The 16,280-nt window shown below is 56.3% G+C and carries 17 protein-coding genes; 9 read left to right on the forward strand and 8 right to left on the reverse strand.

All coding sequences use genetic code 11. The features are described 5' to 3' along the window. Nucleotides 1-601: 601 nt before the first annotated feature. Nucleotides 602-1,369 carry a tRNA isopentenyl-2-thiomethyl-A-37 hydroxylase MiaE gene (gene miaE / locus ACJY2L_RS17800; protein WP_439213700.1) on the reverse strand — a complete coding sequence of 256 codons (768 nt, stop codon included), beginning with the start codon at nt 1,367-1,369 and terminating at the stop codon, nt 602-604. 61 nt (nt 1,370-1,430) lie between these two features. Next, complete coding sequence (gene rraB / locus ACJY2L_RS17805; protein ID WP_067427701.1) at nt 1,431-1,850, reverse strand: ribonuclease E inhibitor RraB; 420 nt, start codon at nt 1,848-1,850, stop codon at nt 1,431-1,433. A 161-nt stretch (nt 1,851-2,011) separates the two neighbouring features. Between rraB and argF the strand changes: the two genes are divergently transcribed. The 4 genes from argF (at nt 2,012) to ridA (ending at nt 5,138) form a co-directional block, all read left to right on the forward strand. Further along, nucleotides 2,012-3,022: an ornithine carbamoyltransferase gene (argF, locus tag ACJY2L_RS17810; RefSeq protein ID WP_439213701.1), complete on the forward strand. Its 1,011-nt coding sequence runs from the start codon at nt 2,012-2,014 to the stop codon at nt 3,020-3,022. 235 nt (nt 3,023-3,257) lie between these two features. Continuing rightward, nucleotides 3,258-4,193, forward strand: a complete 936-nt coding sequence (pyrB, locus tag ACJY2L_RS17815; RefSeq protein WP_439213702.1) for an aspartate carbamoyltransferase — start codon at nt 3,258-3,260, stop codon at nt 4,191-4,193. A 12-nt stretch (nt 4,194-4,205) separates the two neighbouring features. Then, nucleotides 4,206-4,670 (forward strand): aspartate carbamoyltransferase regulatory subunit, encoded by a 465-nt coding sequence (gene pyrI / locus ACJY2L_RS17820; protein WP_067427695.1) that lies wholly within the window; start codon nt 4,206-4,208, stop codon nt 4,668-4,670. Between the two features lie 81 nt (nt 4,671-4,751). Beyond that, a complete protein-coding gene (gene ridA / locus ACJY2L_RS17825) occupies nt 4,752-5,138 on the forward strand; it encodes a 2-iminobutanoate/2-iminopropanoate deaminase (protein ID WP_067427693.1) in 387 nt (128 codons plus the stop codon). A 52-nt stretch (nt 5,139-5,190) separates the two neighbouring features. Here the strand turns inward: ridA and exbD are convergent, their stop codons facing one another. Next, a complete protein-coding gene (gene exbD, locus ACJY2L_RS17830; protein ID WP_067427691.1) occupies nt 5,191-5,616 on the reverse strand; it encodes a TonB system transport protein ExbD in 426 nt (141 codons plus the stop codon). A 5-nt stretch (nt 5,617-5,621) separates the two neighbouring features. Further along, nucleotides 5,622-6,338, reverse strand: a complete 717-nt coding sequence (gene exbB, locus ACJY2L_RS17835; protein ID WP_187485913.1) for a tol-pal system-associated acyl-CoA thioesterase — start codon at nt 6,336-6,338, stop codon at nt 5,622-5,624. 350 nt (nt 6,339-6,688) lie between these two features. Between exbB and ACJY2L_RS17840 the strand changes: the two genes are divergently transcribed. The 5 genes from ACJY2L_RS17840 (at nt 6,689) to ACJY2L_RS17860 (ending at nt 11,597) form a co-directional block, all read left to right on the forward strand. Further along, the gene (locus ACJY2L_RS17840; RefSeq protein WP_439213703.1) at nt 6,689-7,654 is read left to right on the forward strand and encodes a TRAP transporter substrate-binding protein; all 966 of its coding nucleotides are present in this window, start codon (nt 6,689-6,691) and stop codon (nt 7,652-7,654) included. Nucleotides 7,655-7,699: 45 nt separating this feature from the next. Further along, a complete protein-coding gene (locus tag ACJY2L_RS17845; protein WP_439213705.1) occupies nt 7,700-8,206 on the forward strand; it encodes a TRAP transporter small permease in 507 nt (168 codons plus the stop codon). Between the two features lie 14 nt (nt 8,207-8,220). After that, on the forward strand, nt 8,221-9,507 hold the full coding sequence (locus ACJY2L_RS17850; protein ID WP_439213706.1) for a TRAP transporter large permease: 1,287 nt from the start codon (nt 8,221-8,223) through the stop codon (nt 9,505-9,507). A gap of 133 nt (nt 9,508-9,640) precedes the next feature. After that, nucleotides 9,641-10,834, forward strand: a complete 1,194-nt coding sequence (gene metC / locus ACJY2L_RS17855) for a cystathionine beta-lyase (protein ID WP_439213707.1) — start codon at nt 9,641-9,643, stop codon at nt 10,832-10,834. A 100-nt stretch (nt 10,835-10,934) separates the two neighbouring features. Next, a complete protein-coding gene (locus tag ACJY2L_RS17860) occupies nt 10,935-11,597 on the forward strand; it encodes a DedA family protein (protein WP_439213708.1) in 663 nt (220 codons plus the stop codon). Here ACJY2L_RS17860 and ACJY2L_RS17865 read toward each other — a convergent pair. From ACJY2L_RS17865 to ACJY2L_RS17880, 4 genes are read right to left on the reverse strand one after another with little or no spacing between them, the layout of a single operon-like run. Next, a complete protein-coding gene (locus ACJY2L_RS17865; RefSeq protein WP_439213710.1) occupies nt 11,591-12,622 on the reverse strand; it encodes a fimbrial protein in 1,032 nt (343 codons plus the stop codon). The genes ACJY2L_RS17860 and ACJY2L_RS17865 overlap by 7 nt on opposite strands. Then, the gene (locus ACJY2L_RS17870) at nt 12,623-13,123 is read right to left on the reverse strand and encodes a fimbrial protein (protein WP_439213711.1); all 501 of its coding nucleotides are present in this window, start codon (nt 13,121-13,123) and stop codon (nt 12,623-12,625) included. Further along, nucleotides 13,120-15,537, reverse strand: coding sequence for a fimbria/pilus outer membrane usher protein (locus tag ACJY2L_RS17875; protein WP_439213712.1), 2,418 nt, complete (start codon nt 15,535-15,537; stop codon nt 13,120-13,122). Before ACJY2L_RS17875 ends, ACJY2L_RS17870 begins: the two co-directional genes overlap by 4 nt. 14 nt (nt 15,538-15,551) lie before the next feature. Then, a complete protein-coding gene (locus tag ACJY2L_RS17880; protein WP_439213713.1) occupies nt 15,552-16,250 on the reverse strand; it encodes a fimbria/pilus periplasmic chaperone in 699 nt (232 codons plus the stop codon). Nucleotides 16,251-16,280: the final 30 nt, after the last annotated feature.

Below are 16,280 nucleotides of genomic sequence, written 5' to 3' on the forward strand. Positions count from 1 at the left end.
CAAAAACCAGGTCAAAAACCAGGTCAAAAACCAGGTCAAAAACCAGGTCAAAAACAAAAATCTTAAGTTCTGAATAACAAATCAAACTTTTCACTGTTTATCTTCGCTGATTCTGTGCTTCTAAACACTGGCTTTGGCTTTAATTTTGGGTTTTAGGTTTTGGGTTTTAGGTTTTAGGTTTTAGGTTTTAGGTTTTGGGTTTTAGGTTTTAGGTTTTGACTTGGGTGTTGACCTTGAGGAGGCATCACAAACGCTGAGGAGGTAAACATTTTAGGATGTCCCGCCATGGATGGCGGGGCAAGGGAGCGCTGAGCGGGGAGCGAATCGCGACCGGTCCGTGAAGAAATGTGAGCCGACGAAGGTACCCGCCTTTGGCGGGCGGTTGTGTTTGCCGGATAGCGCGGGTGCAGGGCCGGGGCGACTGCCGGCCCTGCTCGGGCAGGCTTTTAGCCTGGACGAAATGGTCCTTGACCTGGTCCTGCTCGGGCAGGCTTTAGCCTGGACGAAATGGTCCTTGACCTGGCCGTTGACCTGGCCCTTAAAAGGCCTGCCGCCTTAAGGCCAATCCCCGGTCGCTGACCTTAACAGCCGCCTGCCAAGGCTACTCTCGTCCCGCCGGTATCCCACTATGAAACCGTAATTCGCTGTCGGGCTCGGCGATCAGCCGCCCTTCTGCTTCGCCGATGGCTTTTACTCGCGGCGCAATGTCCACCGGTGAAATCTGCGCGGCCAACGCAAGGTAATCCTGATAGTGACGCGCCTCGGAGCGCAGCAGCGACAGGTAAAACTTCTTCAGCTCCTCATCCAGAAACGGCGCCAGGCTGGCAAAACGTTCACAGGAGCGCGCTTCAATGTAGGCGCCGCAGATAAGCTTATCCACCAGCGTGTCCGGTTCGTGAGTGGTGACTTCGCGCAGCAGCCCTTTGGCATAGCGGCTGGCGGTGATTTTTTTATAGACGATGCCGCGCGCCTGCATGATCTCCCACACCTGATAAAAATGGTGCAGCTCCTCTTTGATCAGCAGCACCATCTTTTCAACCAGATCGTCAGCCCACGGCAGTTCGTTACGCACGATAATGCTGCGCGTCAGACCGCGATGGGCGTTGAGAAAGTCCGTGTCGTGATGTTCGCGAAAAATGAAGTTTTCATACGGCTTGAGCCACGCGAGGATCAGATCGCCGCTGGGCTGGTCGGCAACATATTTACGAATCAGCCAGGCCGCGGTTTGCGCCGCCTTGAGTTCGCATACCATATGATCGGTGAGCAGCAGCGTCAGATTTTTCGGCTTGCGGGCCTCATCAATCCACGCCTGAGAGGTGCGGCAGGTCAAAAAATGGTGGACGGGTTCGAGCAGTGCAGCGTAGTTCATGTTTTTCTGGCGTTATCAGCGAAAGGAAACCCGGCCAGCAAGCCGGGTTAATACAGAAGAATCAGTGACGAATACCGGTATCGTCATCGTCGATCATGTCGCCTTCTTCGTCTTCATCTTCGGCGTCAGGATCTTCAAAATAGGTGCCCCAGCCGTCGTAATCGACATTGTACTTGCCTGCCAGATTCACCAGCTGCTCAACCTGCACGTCGATCAGATCCGCATTCAGCGCACCTTCACTCAGAATATCCACGCACATCACCTTGCTGCCATCTTCCAGCTCCAGCTCTTCCGGCTCGCTGACTTCATAGCCCAGCTTGAACGCGTCTACCGCCACTTTTTCCAGCGAGTCGAAGTTGTTGCAGGAGAGATGATGCTCAATGGTGTAGAGCGCTTCCGGATCGCTTCCATCGTCCAGCAGCTCTTCAATGATCAGCCGCGTCTCTTCGCGCTGTTCTTCCAGTAATTCTTCATATGCCATGATTTATTCCCCATTAATTGGCAGAGTCTTGATTATTTTCCCACACACGCCGACGCGCCACTACACAAAAGCGAAAGTTTCTTTACCTCAGGGTTGAAAATGCATATTCAGACGGTTAAATTGAATTTTAATTCATTTTGCATCGCCTTATGGAGCACCACATGACCTCGCTTTATCACCGTTCTTTCCTGCGTTTACTGGATTTCACCCCGGCGGAAATAGACAGCATGCTGACGCTGGCGGCTGAATTAAAAAGCGCGAAAAAAAAGGGCAATGAAACGCCGCGGCTGACCGGAAAAAACATTGCGCTCATCTTCGAAAAAGACTCGACCCGCACCCGGTGCTCTTTCGAAGTTGCCGCTTACGATCAGGGCGCCAACGTCACTTATTTGGGTCCAAGCGGCAGCCAGATAGGCCATAAAGAGTCGATCAAGGATACCGCACGCGTGTTAGGCCGTATCTATGACGGCATTCAGTATCGCGGCCATGGCCAGGAGATTGTGGAAACGCTGGCGCAGTATGCCGGTGTGCCGGTGTGGAATGGGCTGACCAATGAGTTTCATCCTACGCAATTGCTGGCCGATCTGCTGACCATGCAGGAGCATCTGCCGACGAAAAAGCTGAATGAGATGACTTTTGTCTACGTTGGCGATGCGCGCAATAACATGGGCAACAGCATGCTCGAAGCCGCGGCGCTGGTTGGCCTCGATCTGCGGCTGGTGGCACCAAAAGCGTGCTGGCCCGATGAGGCACTGGTGGAAAGCTGTCGCGAAGCGGCTCAGCAGACCGGCGGTAAAATCACCCTGACCGAAGCGGTCGCCGAAGGCGTACAGGGCGCGGATTTTATCTATACCGACGTCTGGGTTTCCATGGGCGAACCCAAGACGGTGTGGGCCGAGCGCATCGCGCTGCTGCGTGATTATCAGGTTAACCGCGCCATGCTGGAACTCACCGGCAATCCTGAGGTGAAGTTTCTGCACTGCCTGCCCGCTTTTCATGATGATCAAACCACGCTCGGCCAGCAGATGGCAGAAGAGTATGGGCTGCACGGCGGCATGGAAGTGACCAACGAAGTGTTTGAATCGCCGCACAGCATCGTTTTTGATCAGGCTGAGAACCGTCTGCATACCATTAAGGCGGTCATGGTAGCGACCCTGAGCAAAGCGCCCTGAACAAGGCGGGCAAACGATTACGCGCGGCCGTTTTTCACTTGCCGCCCGGCACAGTTTCCGTATAATGCCCGACACTTTGCCGGGAGGATGTATGACTCAGCGTCACGCTTTTATCATCGCTCAATCACGCCTGATTGCAGGCGCACCTTCCGTTCTATTTTCGATCTTAAGAAAGCCCCTCATTGCAGGGGCTTTTTTTTGTCCATTATCCGGCACGCGCAGAGGAGAATGACAGATGGCCAACTCGCTATATCGCAAGCACATCATTTCCATTAACGATTTGAACCGACAGGAGCTTGAGCTGGTGCTGCACACCGCCGCCATGCTGAAAGCCCGTCCTCAGCCCGAACTGCTGAAGCATCAGGTGATCGCCAGCTGCTTCTTTGAGGCGTCGACGCGTACGCGCCTGTCGTTTGAAACGGCGATGCATCGCCTTGGCGCGTCGGTCGTGGGCTTTGCCGACGGCAGCAATACCTCGCTGGGCAAGAAAGGGGAAACCCTTGCCGATACCATTTCGGTGATCAGCACTTACGTGGATGCCATCGTGATGCGTCATCCGCAGGAAGGCGCCGCCCGTCTGGCCACTGAGTTCTCCGGCGGCATTCCGATCCTCAATGCCGGTGACGGGGCTAATCAGCATCCGACGCAAACGCTGCTCGACCTGTTCACCATTCAGGAGACGCAGGGCCGCCTCAGCAACCTCAGCGTGGCGATGGTAGGCGACCTGAAATATGGCCGCACCGTGCATTCACTGACGCAGGCTCTGGCCAAATTCGACGGCAATCGCTTCTACTTTATCGCGCCGGATGCGCTGGCGATGCCGGGTTACATCACCGATATGCTGGATGAACAAGGCATTGTCTGGAGCCGCCACGACAGCATTGAAGAGGTGATTCCGCAGCTCGACATTCTCTATATGACCCGCGTGCAGAAAGAGCGTCTTGACCCTTCAGAGTACGCCAACGTTAAAGCGCAGTTCATCCTGCGCGCTGCCGACCTGGCCGGCGCCGGCGACAATATGAAGGTGCTGCATCCGCTGCCGCGCATTGATGAGATCACCACCGATGTGGATAAGACGCCTTACGCCTGGTATTTCCAGCAGGCGGGCAACGGTATCTACGCGCGCCAGGCATTGCTGGCGCTGGTGATGAACAGCGAACTGGATCTGTAAGGAGAAAACCCGATGACACAGGACAATAAACTACAGGTTGAAGCGATTAAACGCGGCACGGTGATTGACCATATTCCGGCGCAGATTGGTTTTAAACTGCTGAGCCTGTTTCGCCTGACCGAAACGGACCAGCGCATCACCATCGGCCTGAATCTGCCTTCCGGCGAGATGGGCCGCAAAGATCTGATCAAAATTGAAAATACCTTTCTCACCGACGATCAGATCAACCAGCTGGCCGTTTACGCGCCGCACGCCACCGTCAACCGCATCGACGAATATGAAGTGGTCGGCAAAATCTCGCCCACGCTGCCGGATCGCATTGAGCGGGTGCTGACCTGCCCTAACAGCAATTGCATCAGCCGCAACGAGCCCGTCTGCTCGAGCTTTGCGGTGCGTAAACGCCAGGATGCGGTGCAGCTGAAGTGCAAATACTGCGAGAAAGAGTTTGCCCATCATGTGGTGCTGGCAAACTGGTAAACCCTGAGGCGGCACTTATAATGATGCCGCTATGTCAGCGCGTAACGGATGCCGTTGCGTCAACGTCTTCAAGGAGAAAATATGTCTCGTGAAATCAGTACCGACAACGCACCAGCCGCCATCGGACCCTATGTACAGGGCGTGGATTTAGGCAGCATGATCATCACCTCCGGCCAGATTCCGGTCGACCCAAAAACCGGCAACGTGGCCAGTGATATCGCTGCGCAAACCCGTCAGTCGCTGGAGAACGTGCAGGCGATTGTGGAAGCAGCCGGACTGAAGGTGGGTGACATCGTGAAAACCACCGTTTTCGTTAAGGATCTCAACGATTTTGCTACGGTGAACGCCACCTATGAAGCGTTTTTTAGCGAGCATCAGGCGAGTTTTCCGGCCCGTTCCTGTGTGGAAGTGGCGCGGCTGCCAAAAGATGTGAAAATTGAAATTGAAGCGATTGCGTTACGTCGTTAAATAAACGCCCGCCCGCTCGCCGCCTTGCGCAGCTGAGCGGGACGGGCATCGGTTATTTTTTCGCGACGCTTTCCATGCCCATCAGACCAATCTTGAGATAGCCCGCCTGACGTAAGGCGTCCATTACGCCCATCAGCGTTTCATAATCAACGCTCTTATCCGCCTGGAAGAAAATGGTGGTCTCTTTGTTGCCCTGCGTCTGAGCGCTGAGCACGTTGACCAGATTGGCTTCGGTCACCGCTTCATTGCCGATATAGAGCTGCTTATCCGCTTTGATCGAGAGATAAACCGGTTTTTCCGGGCGCGGCTGCGGTGAACTGGTGGAGGCTGGCAGATTAACGCGTACGTCAACCGTGGCCAGCGGTGCTGCCACCATGAAGATAATCAGCAGCACCAGCATCACGTCGATAAACGGCGTGACGTTGATCTCATGCATTTCACCGTCTGTTTCGACACCGTCGTTTAATCGCATGCCCATGATAATTATCCTAAGCGTAATTTCTGCGTGGTCGTCGGACGGCCAACGCCGCTGTTAGCCAGATCGAGATCGCGGCTCTGCAACAGCAGCACCTGCGCGGCAACGTCGCCCAGCGACGCTTTGTAATTGGCAATCATGCGCGCAAATACGTTGTAGATCACCACCGCAGGGATCGCCGCAACCAGGCCGACGGCAGTAGCCAGCAACGCTTCGGCGATACCCGGCGCCACGACGGCCAGGTTAGTGGTTTGCGTTTTGGCGATGCCGATGAAGCTGTTCATGATGCCCCATACCGTACCGAACAAGCCGATAAATGGCGCCACGGAACCGACGGTGGCGAGGAAACCGTTGCCACGACCAGCATGACGGCTGAAGGCGGCAACGCGGCGCTCAAGGCGAAAGCCGGTACGATCTTTAATGCCGTCATTGTCTTCGCTGCCCGCAGAGAGCTCCAGCTCGTTCTGCGCGTCTTTGATCAGCTGCAGGCTGGCGCTTTGCGCTTTGAATGCACCGGCAACCTGCGCGGCTTCATTCAGCGATCGCACTTCGGTCAGCGCCTGATGTTCACGCTTCAGGCGGCGACGGGCGCCGCTCAGCTCGGCATATTTACTGAAGAAGATCGCCCACGTGGCAACCGAGGCCAACAGCAGCCCAATCATCACCGCTTTTACCACGATGTCTGCATGTTCATACATGCCCCAAACGGAGAGATCCGTTTGCATCAAATCACTGGTTACCACGCTGTATCTCCAACATCATTTATGGCTGTTTTACGTCAGGGGCGGATCATACCAAAAAAGCGGCGAATTGATAGTAGTTCTCATTACTATTTACATTTTTCGCTGATTTTTCGCGCGCCTTTCTGCCTGATGACACCGGCTGGTTCCATAAATGTGATGGCCTGTTGAATTTTATTAAAACGTTGTTTTAATTTTGTGATGTATTTCATTCAATCCAACAGCCGCCCATTTGCAGCAGCAGACTTTTCTTTATAGTGATTCAGCCGCTGTCCCTGCTTGCGCCTCACTTCCTTCCCTAAAGCGGCATACCTCTTCGCTGGAGATAAAAAATAATGCTGAAAAAGTTACTGCTTGCCGTGTCGCTGACCGCTGCCTTTAGCGGTATGGCCTCAGCCAAAGTATTAAAAGTCGCGGAAGTTCAACCGGCCGGTTATCCGACGGTGGTAGCGCTGCAAAATATGGGCGAAAAATTGAAAAAGGCCACTGATGGCCGCCTGGAGATGAAGGTTTACGCGGGAGGCGTGCTGGGTGATGAAGATCAGGCGCTGCAACAGGTGCAGCTGGGGGCGATCGATATGATTCGCGTGTCGCTGGCGCCGGTTACTACCATTGCTCCGGAAACCAGCGTCTTAACCCTGCCCTATATCTTCCGCGATGAAGCTCATATGCATAAGGTGTTGGATGGTGACGTTGGCAAGACTATCACCGATAAATTCGACAAAGACCCTGCGGCACGCATGATATTTCTCGGCTGGACCGATGCCGGCGTACGCAACATGATCACCAAAAAGCCGATCGCTAAACCCGAAGACCTTAAGGGCATGAAAATTCGCGTGCAGAACAGCGCAATTTCCCTCGCCACGCTGAAAGCGATGGGCGCTAATCCGGTAGCGATGGGCGTCAGCGAAGTGTTCAGCGCCATGCAAACCGGGGTGGTCGACGGCACCGAGAACAACCCGCCAACCTTTGTGGCGCATAACTATATGCCAGTCACCAAGTATTACACCCTGACCGGTCACTTTATGCAGCCGGAAATGATCCTGTTCTCAAAAACCTCATGGAATAAGCTCTCGGCGGACGATCAGGCGCTGCTGAAAAAGCTCGGCAAAGAGGCGCAGGACGATGAGCGCGTGCTGTGGGCGAAATACACCGAAGAATCGCTGGCCAAAATGAAACAGGGCGGCGTGACCTTTCAGCAGACCGATCGCGATTACTTCATCAAGGCAACACAGCCGGTGCGCGACAAATTTGGTGCTAACTATCAGGATCTGATGAAGCAGATTGCTGAAGTTAAATAATTTTCCCCGTGCCGCGCTCGCGGCACTTTTCGCAGGAACCCAGTTATGACCTCTTATTGTCGTCTGATGGACGGGCTTTATCTGCTGTGCATGGTGGTGGCCGGTATTGCCTTACTGATTATGGTGTCGGTGATACCGGTGGGAATTTTTGCCCGTTACGTATTGGATGGTGCCCTCTACTGGCCCGAACCGGTGGCCATTGTCTGTATGATCATTTTTACCTTTATTGGCGCCCCGGTTGGCCTGCGCGCCGGTACGCATATCTGTGTATCGATGGTCACCGATCGGCTGCCTGCCCCGCTGCAACGGGCGGCGCGCATCCTCTGCGATCTGCTGATGCTGGCATTCTGCGTGATGCTGTTTCAGTCGAGCTTTAGCCTGTGTGAAGCGATGTGGTCACAGGCGCAGGCATCGCTGCCTGCGGTGACCTACGGGCAAATGTATCTGCCGATTCCGCTGGGCACGCTGATCACGCTGCTGTTTGTGATTGAGCGTTTATTCGCGGGCGAGCAGACCGCTCGTCCGGTTGTCATGCTTGGCGGCACTCACTAAGGCGGAGCAGGAAAATGGATGCACTTATACTGATTGGTAGTTTAGCGGTGCTGCTGCTGCTGGGGTTTCCGGTGGCTTTTTCAGTGGGCCTCAGCGCTTTTATCGGTGCCTGGTGGATTGATCTGCCGTGGGAAGCGGTGGTGATTCAGATCACCAACGGCGTGAACAAATTCTCTCTGCTGACCATTCCCTTCTTTATTCTCGCCGGTGCCATCATGGCCGAGGGCGGCATTGCCCGGCGGCTGGTGAATTTTGCCTATATCTTTGTCGGCTTTATTCGCGGCGGCCTGTCGCTGGTGAATATCGTTGCCTCGACCTTCTTTGGTGCCATATCAGGATCGTCGGTCGCCGATACCGCCTCGATCGGATCGGTGATGATCCCGGAGATGGAAGCCAAAGGCTATCCGCGCGATTTTGCCGCCGCGGTGACCGCCAGCGGATCGGTGCAGGCGGTGCTGACGCCGCCCAGCCACAACTCGGTGATCTACTCGCTGGCAACCGGCGGCGTGGTCAGCATCTCGTCGCTGTTTGTGGCGGGGATCTTTCCCGGCCTGCTGCTCGGCCTCTGTCTGATGATCATGTGTGTCGGCTTTGCCAGAAAACGCGGTTATCCAAAAGGCGAGCGCATTCCGTTTAAGCAGGCGCTGAAAATCTTTTTTGATGCGTTCTGGGGCCTGTTTACCATTGTGATCATTCTTGGTGGCATCCTCACCGGGATCTTTACCGCCACGGAATCTGCCGCTATTGCCTGTTTATGGGCATTTCTGGTCACCATGTTTATCTATCGTGATTTCAAATGGAATCAGCTGCATATCCTGCTGTTTCGCACCATCAAAACCGTGACCATTGTCATGGTGCTGATCGCCTTTGCCGCCAGCTTTGGCGCGGTCATGACCTTTATGCAGCTGCCGCAGATGATCACCGATACCTTCACCAGCATCTCTGACAACAAATATGTCATCCTGATGTGTATTAACGTGTTGCTGCTGGTGATCGGTACGCTGATGGATATGGCGCCGATCATTCTGATTCTGACACCGGTGCTGCTGCCGGTTACCAATGCGTTAGGCATCGATCCGGTGCATTTTGGCATGATCATGATGACTAACCTTGGCATCGGTTTGATCACACCGCCGGTGGGATCGGTGCTGTTTGTCGCCAGTGCGGTGAGCAAGCAGAAGATCGAGCAGGTGGTGCGTGCGATGCTGCCGTTTTATTGCGTGCTGTTCATCGTCCTGCTGTTAATCACTTACATACCGGCCATTTCGCTCTGGCTACCGCGTGCCATGGGTGTGATTTGAGTCTGGCGGGCGAACCTGGTTCGCCCGCTGCTTCCCGCTGGCAGCACTCTGATTATGCCAATTCCTTATCAACGCCCTGCCGGGATTCATGCTAAGTTTATGCCTTTCACAGGGATCAGCAGGGCGTCCGCAGATGAGCAAAGAGAAGTTAGAAACCACATTAATCCGCGCCGGCCGGGCAAAGCGATTTACGCAGGGATCGGTGAACAGCGTGATTCAACGCGCCTCGTCACTGGTGTTCGACACCGTGGCGGACAAACAGCGCGCCACCGCAGGCCGTGCGCACGGCGAACTCTTTTATGGCCGCCGCGGCACCCTGACCCACTTTGCACTTCAGGAAGCGATGACCGAGCTGGAAGGCGGCGCCGGCTGCGCGCTCTACTCCTGCGGCGCGGCAGCGGTAGCCAATGCGATGCTTGCCTTTGTTGAAGCGGGCGATCACGTATTGATGTGCGGTTCGGTCTACGAGCCAACGCAGGATTTCTGCACCAAAATTCTTAGCAAGCTTAACGTCAGCACCACCTTTTTCGATCACTGCCTTGATGGCGGTATCGCCGCGCTGATCCAGCCCACTACGCGCATCGTTTTCCTCGAATCCCCCGCGTCCATCACTATGGAAGTGCAGGATATTCCGGCCATTGTCGCCGCCGTGCGCGCCAAAGCGCCGGAAGCGATCATCATCGTCGATAATACCTGGGCGGCGGGCGTGCTGTTTCGGCCGCTGGATCACGGCTGCGATATTTCGATTCAGGCAGGCACCAAATATCTGATCGGTCACTCCGATGCGATGATCGGCACCGCGGTCGCCAATGCGCGCTGCTGGGATCGCCTGCGTGAGAACTCCTATCTGATGGGACAAATGGTCGACGCTGATACTGCCTATATGGCCAGCCGCGGATTGCGCACGCTGGCGGTACGTCTGCAACAGCATGAAGAGAGCGGCATTAAAATCGCAGAATGGCTCGCCACGCGGCCAGAAGTGGCGCGGGTAAACCATCCGGCGCTGGCGCAGTGCAAAGGCCATGCTTTCTGGCAGCGTGACTTCAGCGGCAGCAGCGGCCTGTTCTCTTTTATTCTGCATCAAAAGCTGAGTCCGCAGCAGATGGCTGACTATCTCGACCATTTCCAGCACTTCAGCATGGCCTATTCGTGGGGCGGCTTTGAATCGCTGATCCTCGCCAATCAGCCCGATGAACTGGCGGCGATCCGACCGGCCGGTGGCATCGATTTCAGCGGCACGCTGGTGCGGCTGCATATTGGCCTGGAACACGTTGACGATCTGATCGCCGATCTGTCGGCAGGCTTCGATCGTCTGCTCAGCGTCTAAACTACACGGGGGATACGGTTTTCGCGTGGCGGAAACCCGACCTGACTGGCTTCTTATTATTCGTTAAAATTAAACGAAACCGCTGTCAACGGGATTAAACATGGGTGTTTTACACGAGATTGTGCAGGCGTTGTGGCATCAGGATTTTGCTGCGCTGGCCAATCCGGATGTTGTGTGGGTCGTTTACGGGGTCATGTTCCTGACGCTGTTTCTGGAAAATGGGCTGTTACCCGCCTCGTTTCTGCCGGGCGATAGTCTGCTGCTGCTGGCGGGTGCCATGGTGGCCAAAGGCGTCATGGACTTCGTTCCCACGCTGATTATTCTGACCATGGCGGCCAGCCTCGGCTGCTGGTTGAGCTATTTGCAGGGCCGCTGGCTGGGCAATACGAAAATGGTGAAACGCTGGCTGATGCATTTACCCGCGCAGTATCATCAGCGCGCCTGGCAAATGTTTCACCGCCATGGCCTGACGGCGCTGCTGGTGGGCCGTTTTCTGGCCTTTATCCGTACCTTGCTGCCTACCATGGCGGGCATTTCCGGCCTGAAACATGGCCGCTTCCAGTTCTTTAACTGGCTCAGCGGCCTGCTGTGGGTCACCATCGTGGTGACGTTTGGTTACGGCATCAGCCAGGTGCCGTTTATCAAACGCCATGAAGATCAGGTGATGACCGTGCTGATTATCCTGCCGGTTGCCCTGCTGTTTATCGGCCTGGCGGGAAGCCTGTTGCTGATCTGGAAAAAGCGCCGCGGTGCGTCTCACTGATAGGAAAAGGTGATCGACGCGATACCGTTGGCGCTGCCAGCGGTAATCGGCCCGGTGCGAATATAGCGCGCCATAAGCGGCACGGTCAGGATCTGCTGATCGTACTGCGCTTGTTCTATCCTCCACTGGTTGAGCGTGCCCTGAGCGCTGGCGTCCGGTCCGTAACGAATCACGTTGCCATCATCGCGCACAAACTGAATGCCCACGCCGGTCGCCGTGGAGTCTGGGGTCAGGTTGAGAATATCGCTGAGATTGCCCTTCTGGCTCTGGTCGGTCATCACCGCGTGTAACACCACGCCTTTGTCGCAGCTCAGCGAAATCGTGGCGGATCCACTCCCATAAACGCTGCCCACCTCCGGTAATGAACCTGCCCACACTTTTCCCAGCATCACCGGCTCTGAGGCACCGGAGACCACCGAGCACCCTTGTGGCTGAATGCGAATCGTCATCTTATGCAGCACCACCGGCGCAACAACGTTGAAGCGCCCATTGCGCGCCGTAATCTGTGCAATGGGCAAAGACAGCGTCTGCGTCACGCCGGTCTGCAGCTGTTCGCCGGTTGTAATGAAACGCATGCGGGCACGTACGCCGCGTGTGGCGCTGAGGCGGCTGCTGCCGGGAAATGGATACAGCTGCAATTCCTGTTGCAACTGATTCACCGGCTTAAACCGGTTGTCCTCAAAATCCTGAATACCCAGCACGTAACCGATGCCGGTTACCGAACTGCGATAGACATCATAACGCTCCCCCTCTTCGTAGTATTGAATGCCGGTAGCCAGCGTGCCGACGGGCCTGACGGTCATCAGATCGATGCACTCACCTTCTGCGGGCTCGCACTGAAATAGCGTGCTGACTGCCGCATCGCCTTGCCATTCGTTACCCACCAGTTGGCCAACCGGCAGGCCATCGGCGGGTAAACTGTAGGGCGGCGGATCGACATCGGGCGCCACATCAACGTCGTCAACCGCACTCATGGCGTGCAGCTTCAGGCTCAGCAACATTATCCAGATCGGGTTCCATCTCATTCAGTCATACTCCAGGCTAAGCAGCGCCGTCGCGTTGGCCGCACCGGCAGTAATGGGCGGTGTTAAAGAGATATAGCGCGCGTGAAAGTGCAGCACGTTATCAACCTCAGGCAGCAGCGGCTGACGTATGCCGCGCTGATTAATGGCCAGCGGCTCTCTGTTCGCATCACTGAGCTCAATTGCCAGTCCGCTGATGCTCTGCTGATCCAGCTTCAGTAACTGAGGGTTGGCCGCAGCGGCTTCACCCTGGAAGCTGACGCGCACGCCGGTTATCGCGTTGATGCACTGGCTGAGCACCAGCGTAAACGGTCGATGATCGCTGGCGCTGCCCGGCAGGGAAAAATGGGTGGTTTCCCATTCCCCCATCGCCACTTCAGGCGGCTTTTCACGGTAATTCAGCGTGCAGGCTTCATTCACTATTTCGCCGGTCACCTCCAGCATCACATCGTGTGCCTGCAGGCAGGCACTCCCCAACAGCAATAGCGTGCAGAATCGTCTCACTGGCACTCTCCCTGTAAGCGTTGAATGCCGCTGGCGGCATCGTCGGGTAAACGGTAGCGCAGCCGACATTGCTGCTCGGCACCTTTGCCCCAGCGCGCCTGCAACTCTCCTGTGGCGGGCAGACCGGTGAGCCAGACTTCGCCGTCATCGCCGACAATGCTTTGCCGATTACCGATCGCGACCAGGGCGCCAAAAGGCAGGGCGTTTCCGCGGTAGCGCAGCGTCATCAGCACCCGATAGCCCCGTTTAACGTCAAAGTGAGCACGCACTAACGCACCCCGTTTTGGTGCCAGCCATTGCACCGCCTCTTCTATTTCATAGCCTTCTTCCAACTGCCGCAGATTCGGTGCGACCCGGTTCCAGCGATAGGGTGACGCCCACGGCACCACGGCATAGCCGCGCCAGTCCGTTTTTACGCTGCCATTCTGCTCCAGCGGCAGATTGGCCACACCGGGCGCGCTCACCAGAATGTTGGTTTCTCCCAGCGGCTGCGTGAAGGTTACGCCCTGCGGATGTAGCACCACGCCGCCGCTGAGGCCCCAGCTAAGCTGCTGGCCGCGGGCGTTGCTGACAATTGCGCCGTCGAGGTTACCGGCGCGGCTGCGCCAGGCCGCACTCGCATAGCTGCTGCCTGCTGACTGATTGCTCAGGCGCTGCTGCAAACGGTAACTGAGCGCATGCCCTTCACCCGCGCTGCCGCTAATGCCGCTCCAGAATTGCGCATTCCCGTGATTATCCACGCTGCTGCCCGCCGTAGCGTTAAGGATATGGCTACGGTTGGCATAACGGTTTTTGCTTAGCCAGCGATCCAGCGGCACGATCAGGTTGAATCCAATTACCCGATCGCTGCTGCGATAGCGCAACAGCTGGTTGTGGCTGTAGCTCAGGTTAAAGGTCATGCCGCGCCATACGCCGCTGTAACCTAACTGTAGTGAGCGTTCGCTACCGCTTTGCTGCCAGTAGTTCTGCCAGCTGCCGTTAACCCACAGTGACCCATAGCTGCCCAGCGTCTGCGTGAGGCTGAGATCAACGCGTTGTTTTCGCTGTACCGTGTCGGGCCGTTTTTTGCTCTGCGCGGCCTCAGAAAAGGTGCGGTAGCCGGATGTCGCGTAGCGGTAAGCGGAAAGCTGCAATTGCGTCTGCGAAAAGTAGCGTGCGTATCGCCAGCGCCAGGCTTCGCCCGACGCCTGCTGATGCCGTGCATGCGTCAGATCGAGTGACATGGCGCCCCAACTTCCACCGTTGACCCCCAGGCCCGCCGCCAGCGACTGATACTCTTCCGCCAGCTGACTGCCGCCATAGGCGGTAAGCTGCCAGGGCAATCCCCACGCCACGGTATTCTGCAACAGCCAGGGCCGATCGCCAGATACCAGCCGCAGGCGCCCGGCGCTCAGGCTATAATGCCCGCGCCCTTCGCGTTGCAGCACCGGCAGCGATGAAAAAGGCACGCTGAAACCGCTACGGCTGCCATCCTGTTCGATAATCTCCACGTCCAGCGTGCCGCGGCTGCTGAGCGGATAGAGATCGTCGATCACAAAGGCGCCCGGCGGCACCTGGCTTTCGCGGATAAGTGCGCCCTGCTGACGTACCTCAACCCGCGCCGGGCCGCGCGCCACGCCGCGAATAACCGGCGCAAAACCGCGCAGGCTGTCCGGCAGCATGCTGTTATCGCTGCTCAACTGCACGCCGCGCAGGCTCAGGCTGTCAAACAGCTCGCCTGCGGTGGCAAAATCCCCGAGCTGCAGCTGACTGCGCAACACCACGATATCGCGCTGAAACTGGCTGGAGAGATGACGCCAGCGCGTTTCTCCCTGCGCAAGACGCAACGTGCTGTAGTCGCGCCAGCGCCATTCACCGAGGTTGATACCACTTTGTAAGGTCATCAGCTGCTGGCGGCTTGAGGCTTCTCCCCACCGCTGGCTGCCGTGCAGACTGTAATTGAGCATGGCGGCGTTAATGCCACGCTGCCAGCGTGCCTCCGGCACCGTACCGCGCGCGCGATTATGCAGCGCCGCCTGCGGAATGCTCAGGATAAGTTGTAAGCGCTCACTATCAACCTCAGTGCTGGCTCCAGCGATGAGTTCGGTAAAAGGCACACATGCGTCTGCCAGTCCCTCCGCAGGCAAACGCGCCAGATTGACGCCCAGCTCTTCCAGTGATGCTGCGGATAAACAGGGCAACAGCCCTTGCTCGCCGGGTAACAGCTGTGTTTCTCGCAGGCCGGCGCTTCGCTCATTCATACGCCACTCCATCAGGTAGGTCCCCGGCAACAGTCCGCTCTGTTCATCAAGCTGTGACAGATCGGCAACGGCTTGGCCCCCTTCAATCAGAAACGCCGGATCGAAGCGGACAGCATTCACCTCCGTGCTCGCCATGATCAGCAGCGCGGTAAGACGGTAACAGCCACGTTCCATGTCGGTTGCTCCAGTCAGGGCTGTACAGCGGCGGCACCCTGCATTACGCCGCGCGTATTCGGCGTATGTGCGCCATAGTCATTAATGGTTTGATAGAAGATGTCGCCGCTGTTAACGCGCTGCGGTAGCATCTGTTGACTCCGTGGCGCCACCATCACGTTATCGATCGCCTGTCCGCCGACGCTGAGATTGATCACGGTCATCCAGAAAGGCGTGGGGTTATGCACCGTCAGCTGGGCACCACTGCGGGAAAAGCGCAGCGACTGCCACGCGCTATCCGGGTCATCGCGCAGTGCTTCGGGCCGGTAAAACAGCTTGATACGGCTGACCACCGCCAACTGCAGCGTATTACTTTCCGCCAGCGCCTCGCTTTTCTCGGGTACCGATTTCACGCTGAGCCAGAATAAGGATTCACGATCGGCGGGCAATGCGCTGCCAACATAAATAATACGCAGCGTATTTTCCCTGCGCGGTTTCATTACCATCAGCGGCGGCGTGATCAATATATTGCGACTTTTCTTGTTGTCTTCTTCCGCCCACGACTGAATAAGGAAAGATTTTTTCTCGTCGCTATTCCTGATTGAAAGAGAAATTTGCTTTTGGTCTGACGGATATATCACGCGCGTTGCGCCTAATACGATACCACCAGCATATGAAAAGGGAGAGCAGCAGAGAAGAAGCGCAATAATTAGCCAGCAAAAATGATTATTCATAATGGTAATAATGCCTGATGGATTTAATTA

The organism is Duffyella sp. Ts4 (assembly GCF_051851875.1).
GTDB classification, from domain to species: domain Bacteria; phylum Pseudomonadota; class Gammaproteobacteria; order Enterobacterales; family Enterobacteriaceae; genus Duffyella; species Duffyella gerundensis.

Bases quoted from the DNA above. Each gene is read 5' to 3' on its own strand.
- miaE (WP_439213700.1), bottom strand. From the start codon at position 1,369: ATGAACTACGCTGCACTGCTCGAACCCGTCCACCATTTTTTGACCTGC.
- exbD (WP_067427691.1), bottom strand. From the start codon at position 5,616: ATGGGCATGCGATTAAACGACGGTGTCGAAACAGACGGTGAAATGCAT.
- ACJY2L_RS17850 (WP_439213706.1), top strand. From the start codon at position 8,221: ATGGATGCACTTATACTGATTGGTAGTTTAGCGGTGCTGCTGCTGCTG.
- ACJY2L_RS17875 (WP_439213712.1), bottom strand. From the start codon at position 15,537: ATGGAACGTGGCTGTTACCGTCTTACCGCGCTGCTGATCATGGCGAGC.
- ridA (WP_067427693.1), top strand. From the start codon at position 4,752: ATGTCTCGTGAAATCAGTACCGACAACGCACCAGCCGCCATCGGACCC.
- rraB (WP_067427701.1), bottom strand. From the start codon at position 1,850: ATGGCATATGAAGAATTACTGGAAGAACAGCGCGAAGAGACGCGGCTG.
- ACJY2L_RS17845 (WP_439213705.1), top strand. From the start codon at position 7,700: ATGACCTCTTATTGTCGTCTGATGGACGGGCTTTATCTGCTGTGCATG.
- ACJY2L_RS17840 (WP_439213703.1), top strand. From the start codon at position 6,689: ATGCTGAAAAAGTTACTGCTTGCCGTGTCGCTGACCGCTGCCTTTAGC.
- argF (WP_439213701.1), top strand. From the start codon at position 2,012: ATGACCTCGCTTTATCACCGTTCTTTCCTGCGTTTACTGGATTTCACC.
- pyrB (WP_439213702.1), top strand. From the start codon at position 3,258: ATGGCCAACTCGCTATATCGCAAGCACATCATTTCCATTAACGATTTG.
- exbB (WP_187485913.1), bottom strand. From the start codon at position 6,338: ATGCAAACGGATCTCTCCGTTTGGGGCATGTATGAACATGCAGACATC.
- ACJY2L_RS17880 (WP_439213713.1), bottom strand. From the start codon at position 16,250: ATGAATAATCATTTTTGCTGGCTAATTATTGCGCTTCTTCTCTGCTGC.
- pyrI (WP_067427695.1), top strand. From the start codon at position 4,206: ATGACACAGGACAATAAACTACAGGTTGAAGCGATTAAACGCGGCACG.
- metC (WP_439213707.1), top strand. From the start codon at position 9,641: ATGAGCAAAGAGAAGTTAGAAACCACATTAATCCGCGCCGGCCGGGCA.
- ACJY2L_RS17865 (WP_439213710.1), bottom strand. From the start codon at position 12,622: ATGAGATGGAACCCGATCTGGATAATGTTGCTGAGCCTGAAGCTGCAC.
- ACJY2L_RS17860 (WP_439213708.1), top strand. From the start codon at position 10,935: ATGGGTGTTTTACACGAGATTGTGCAGGCGTTGTGGCATCAGGATTTT.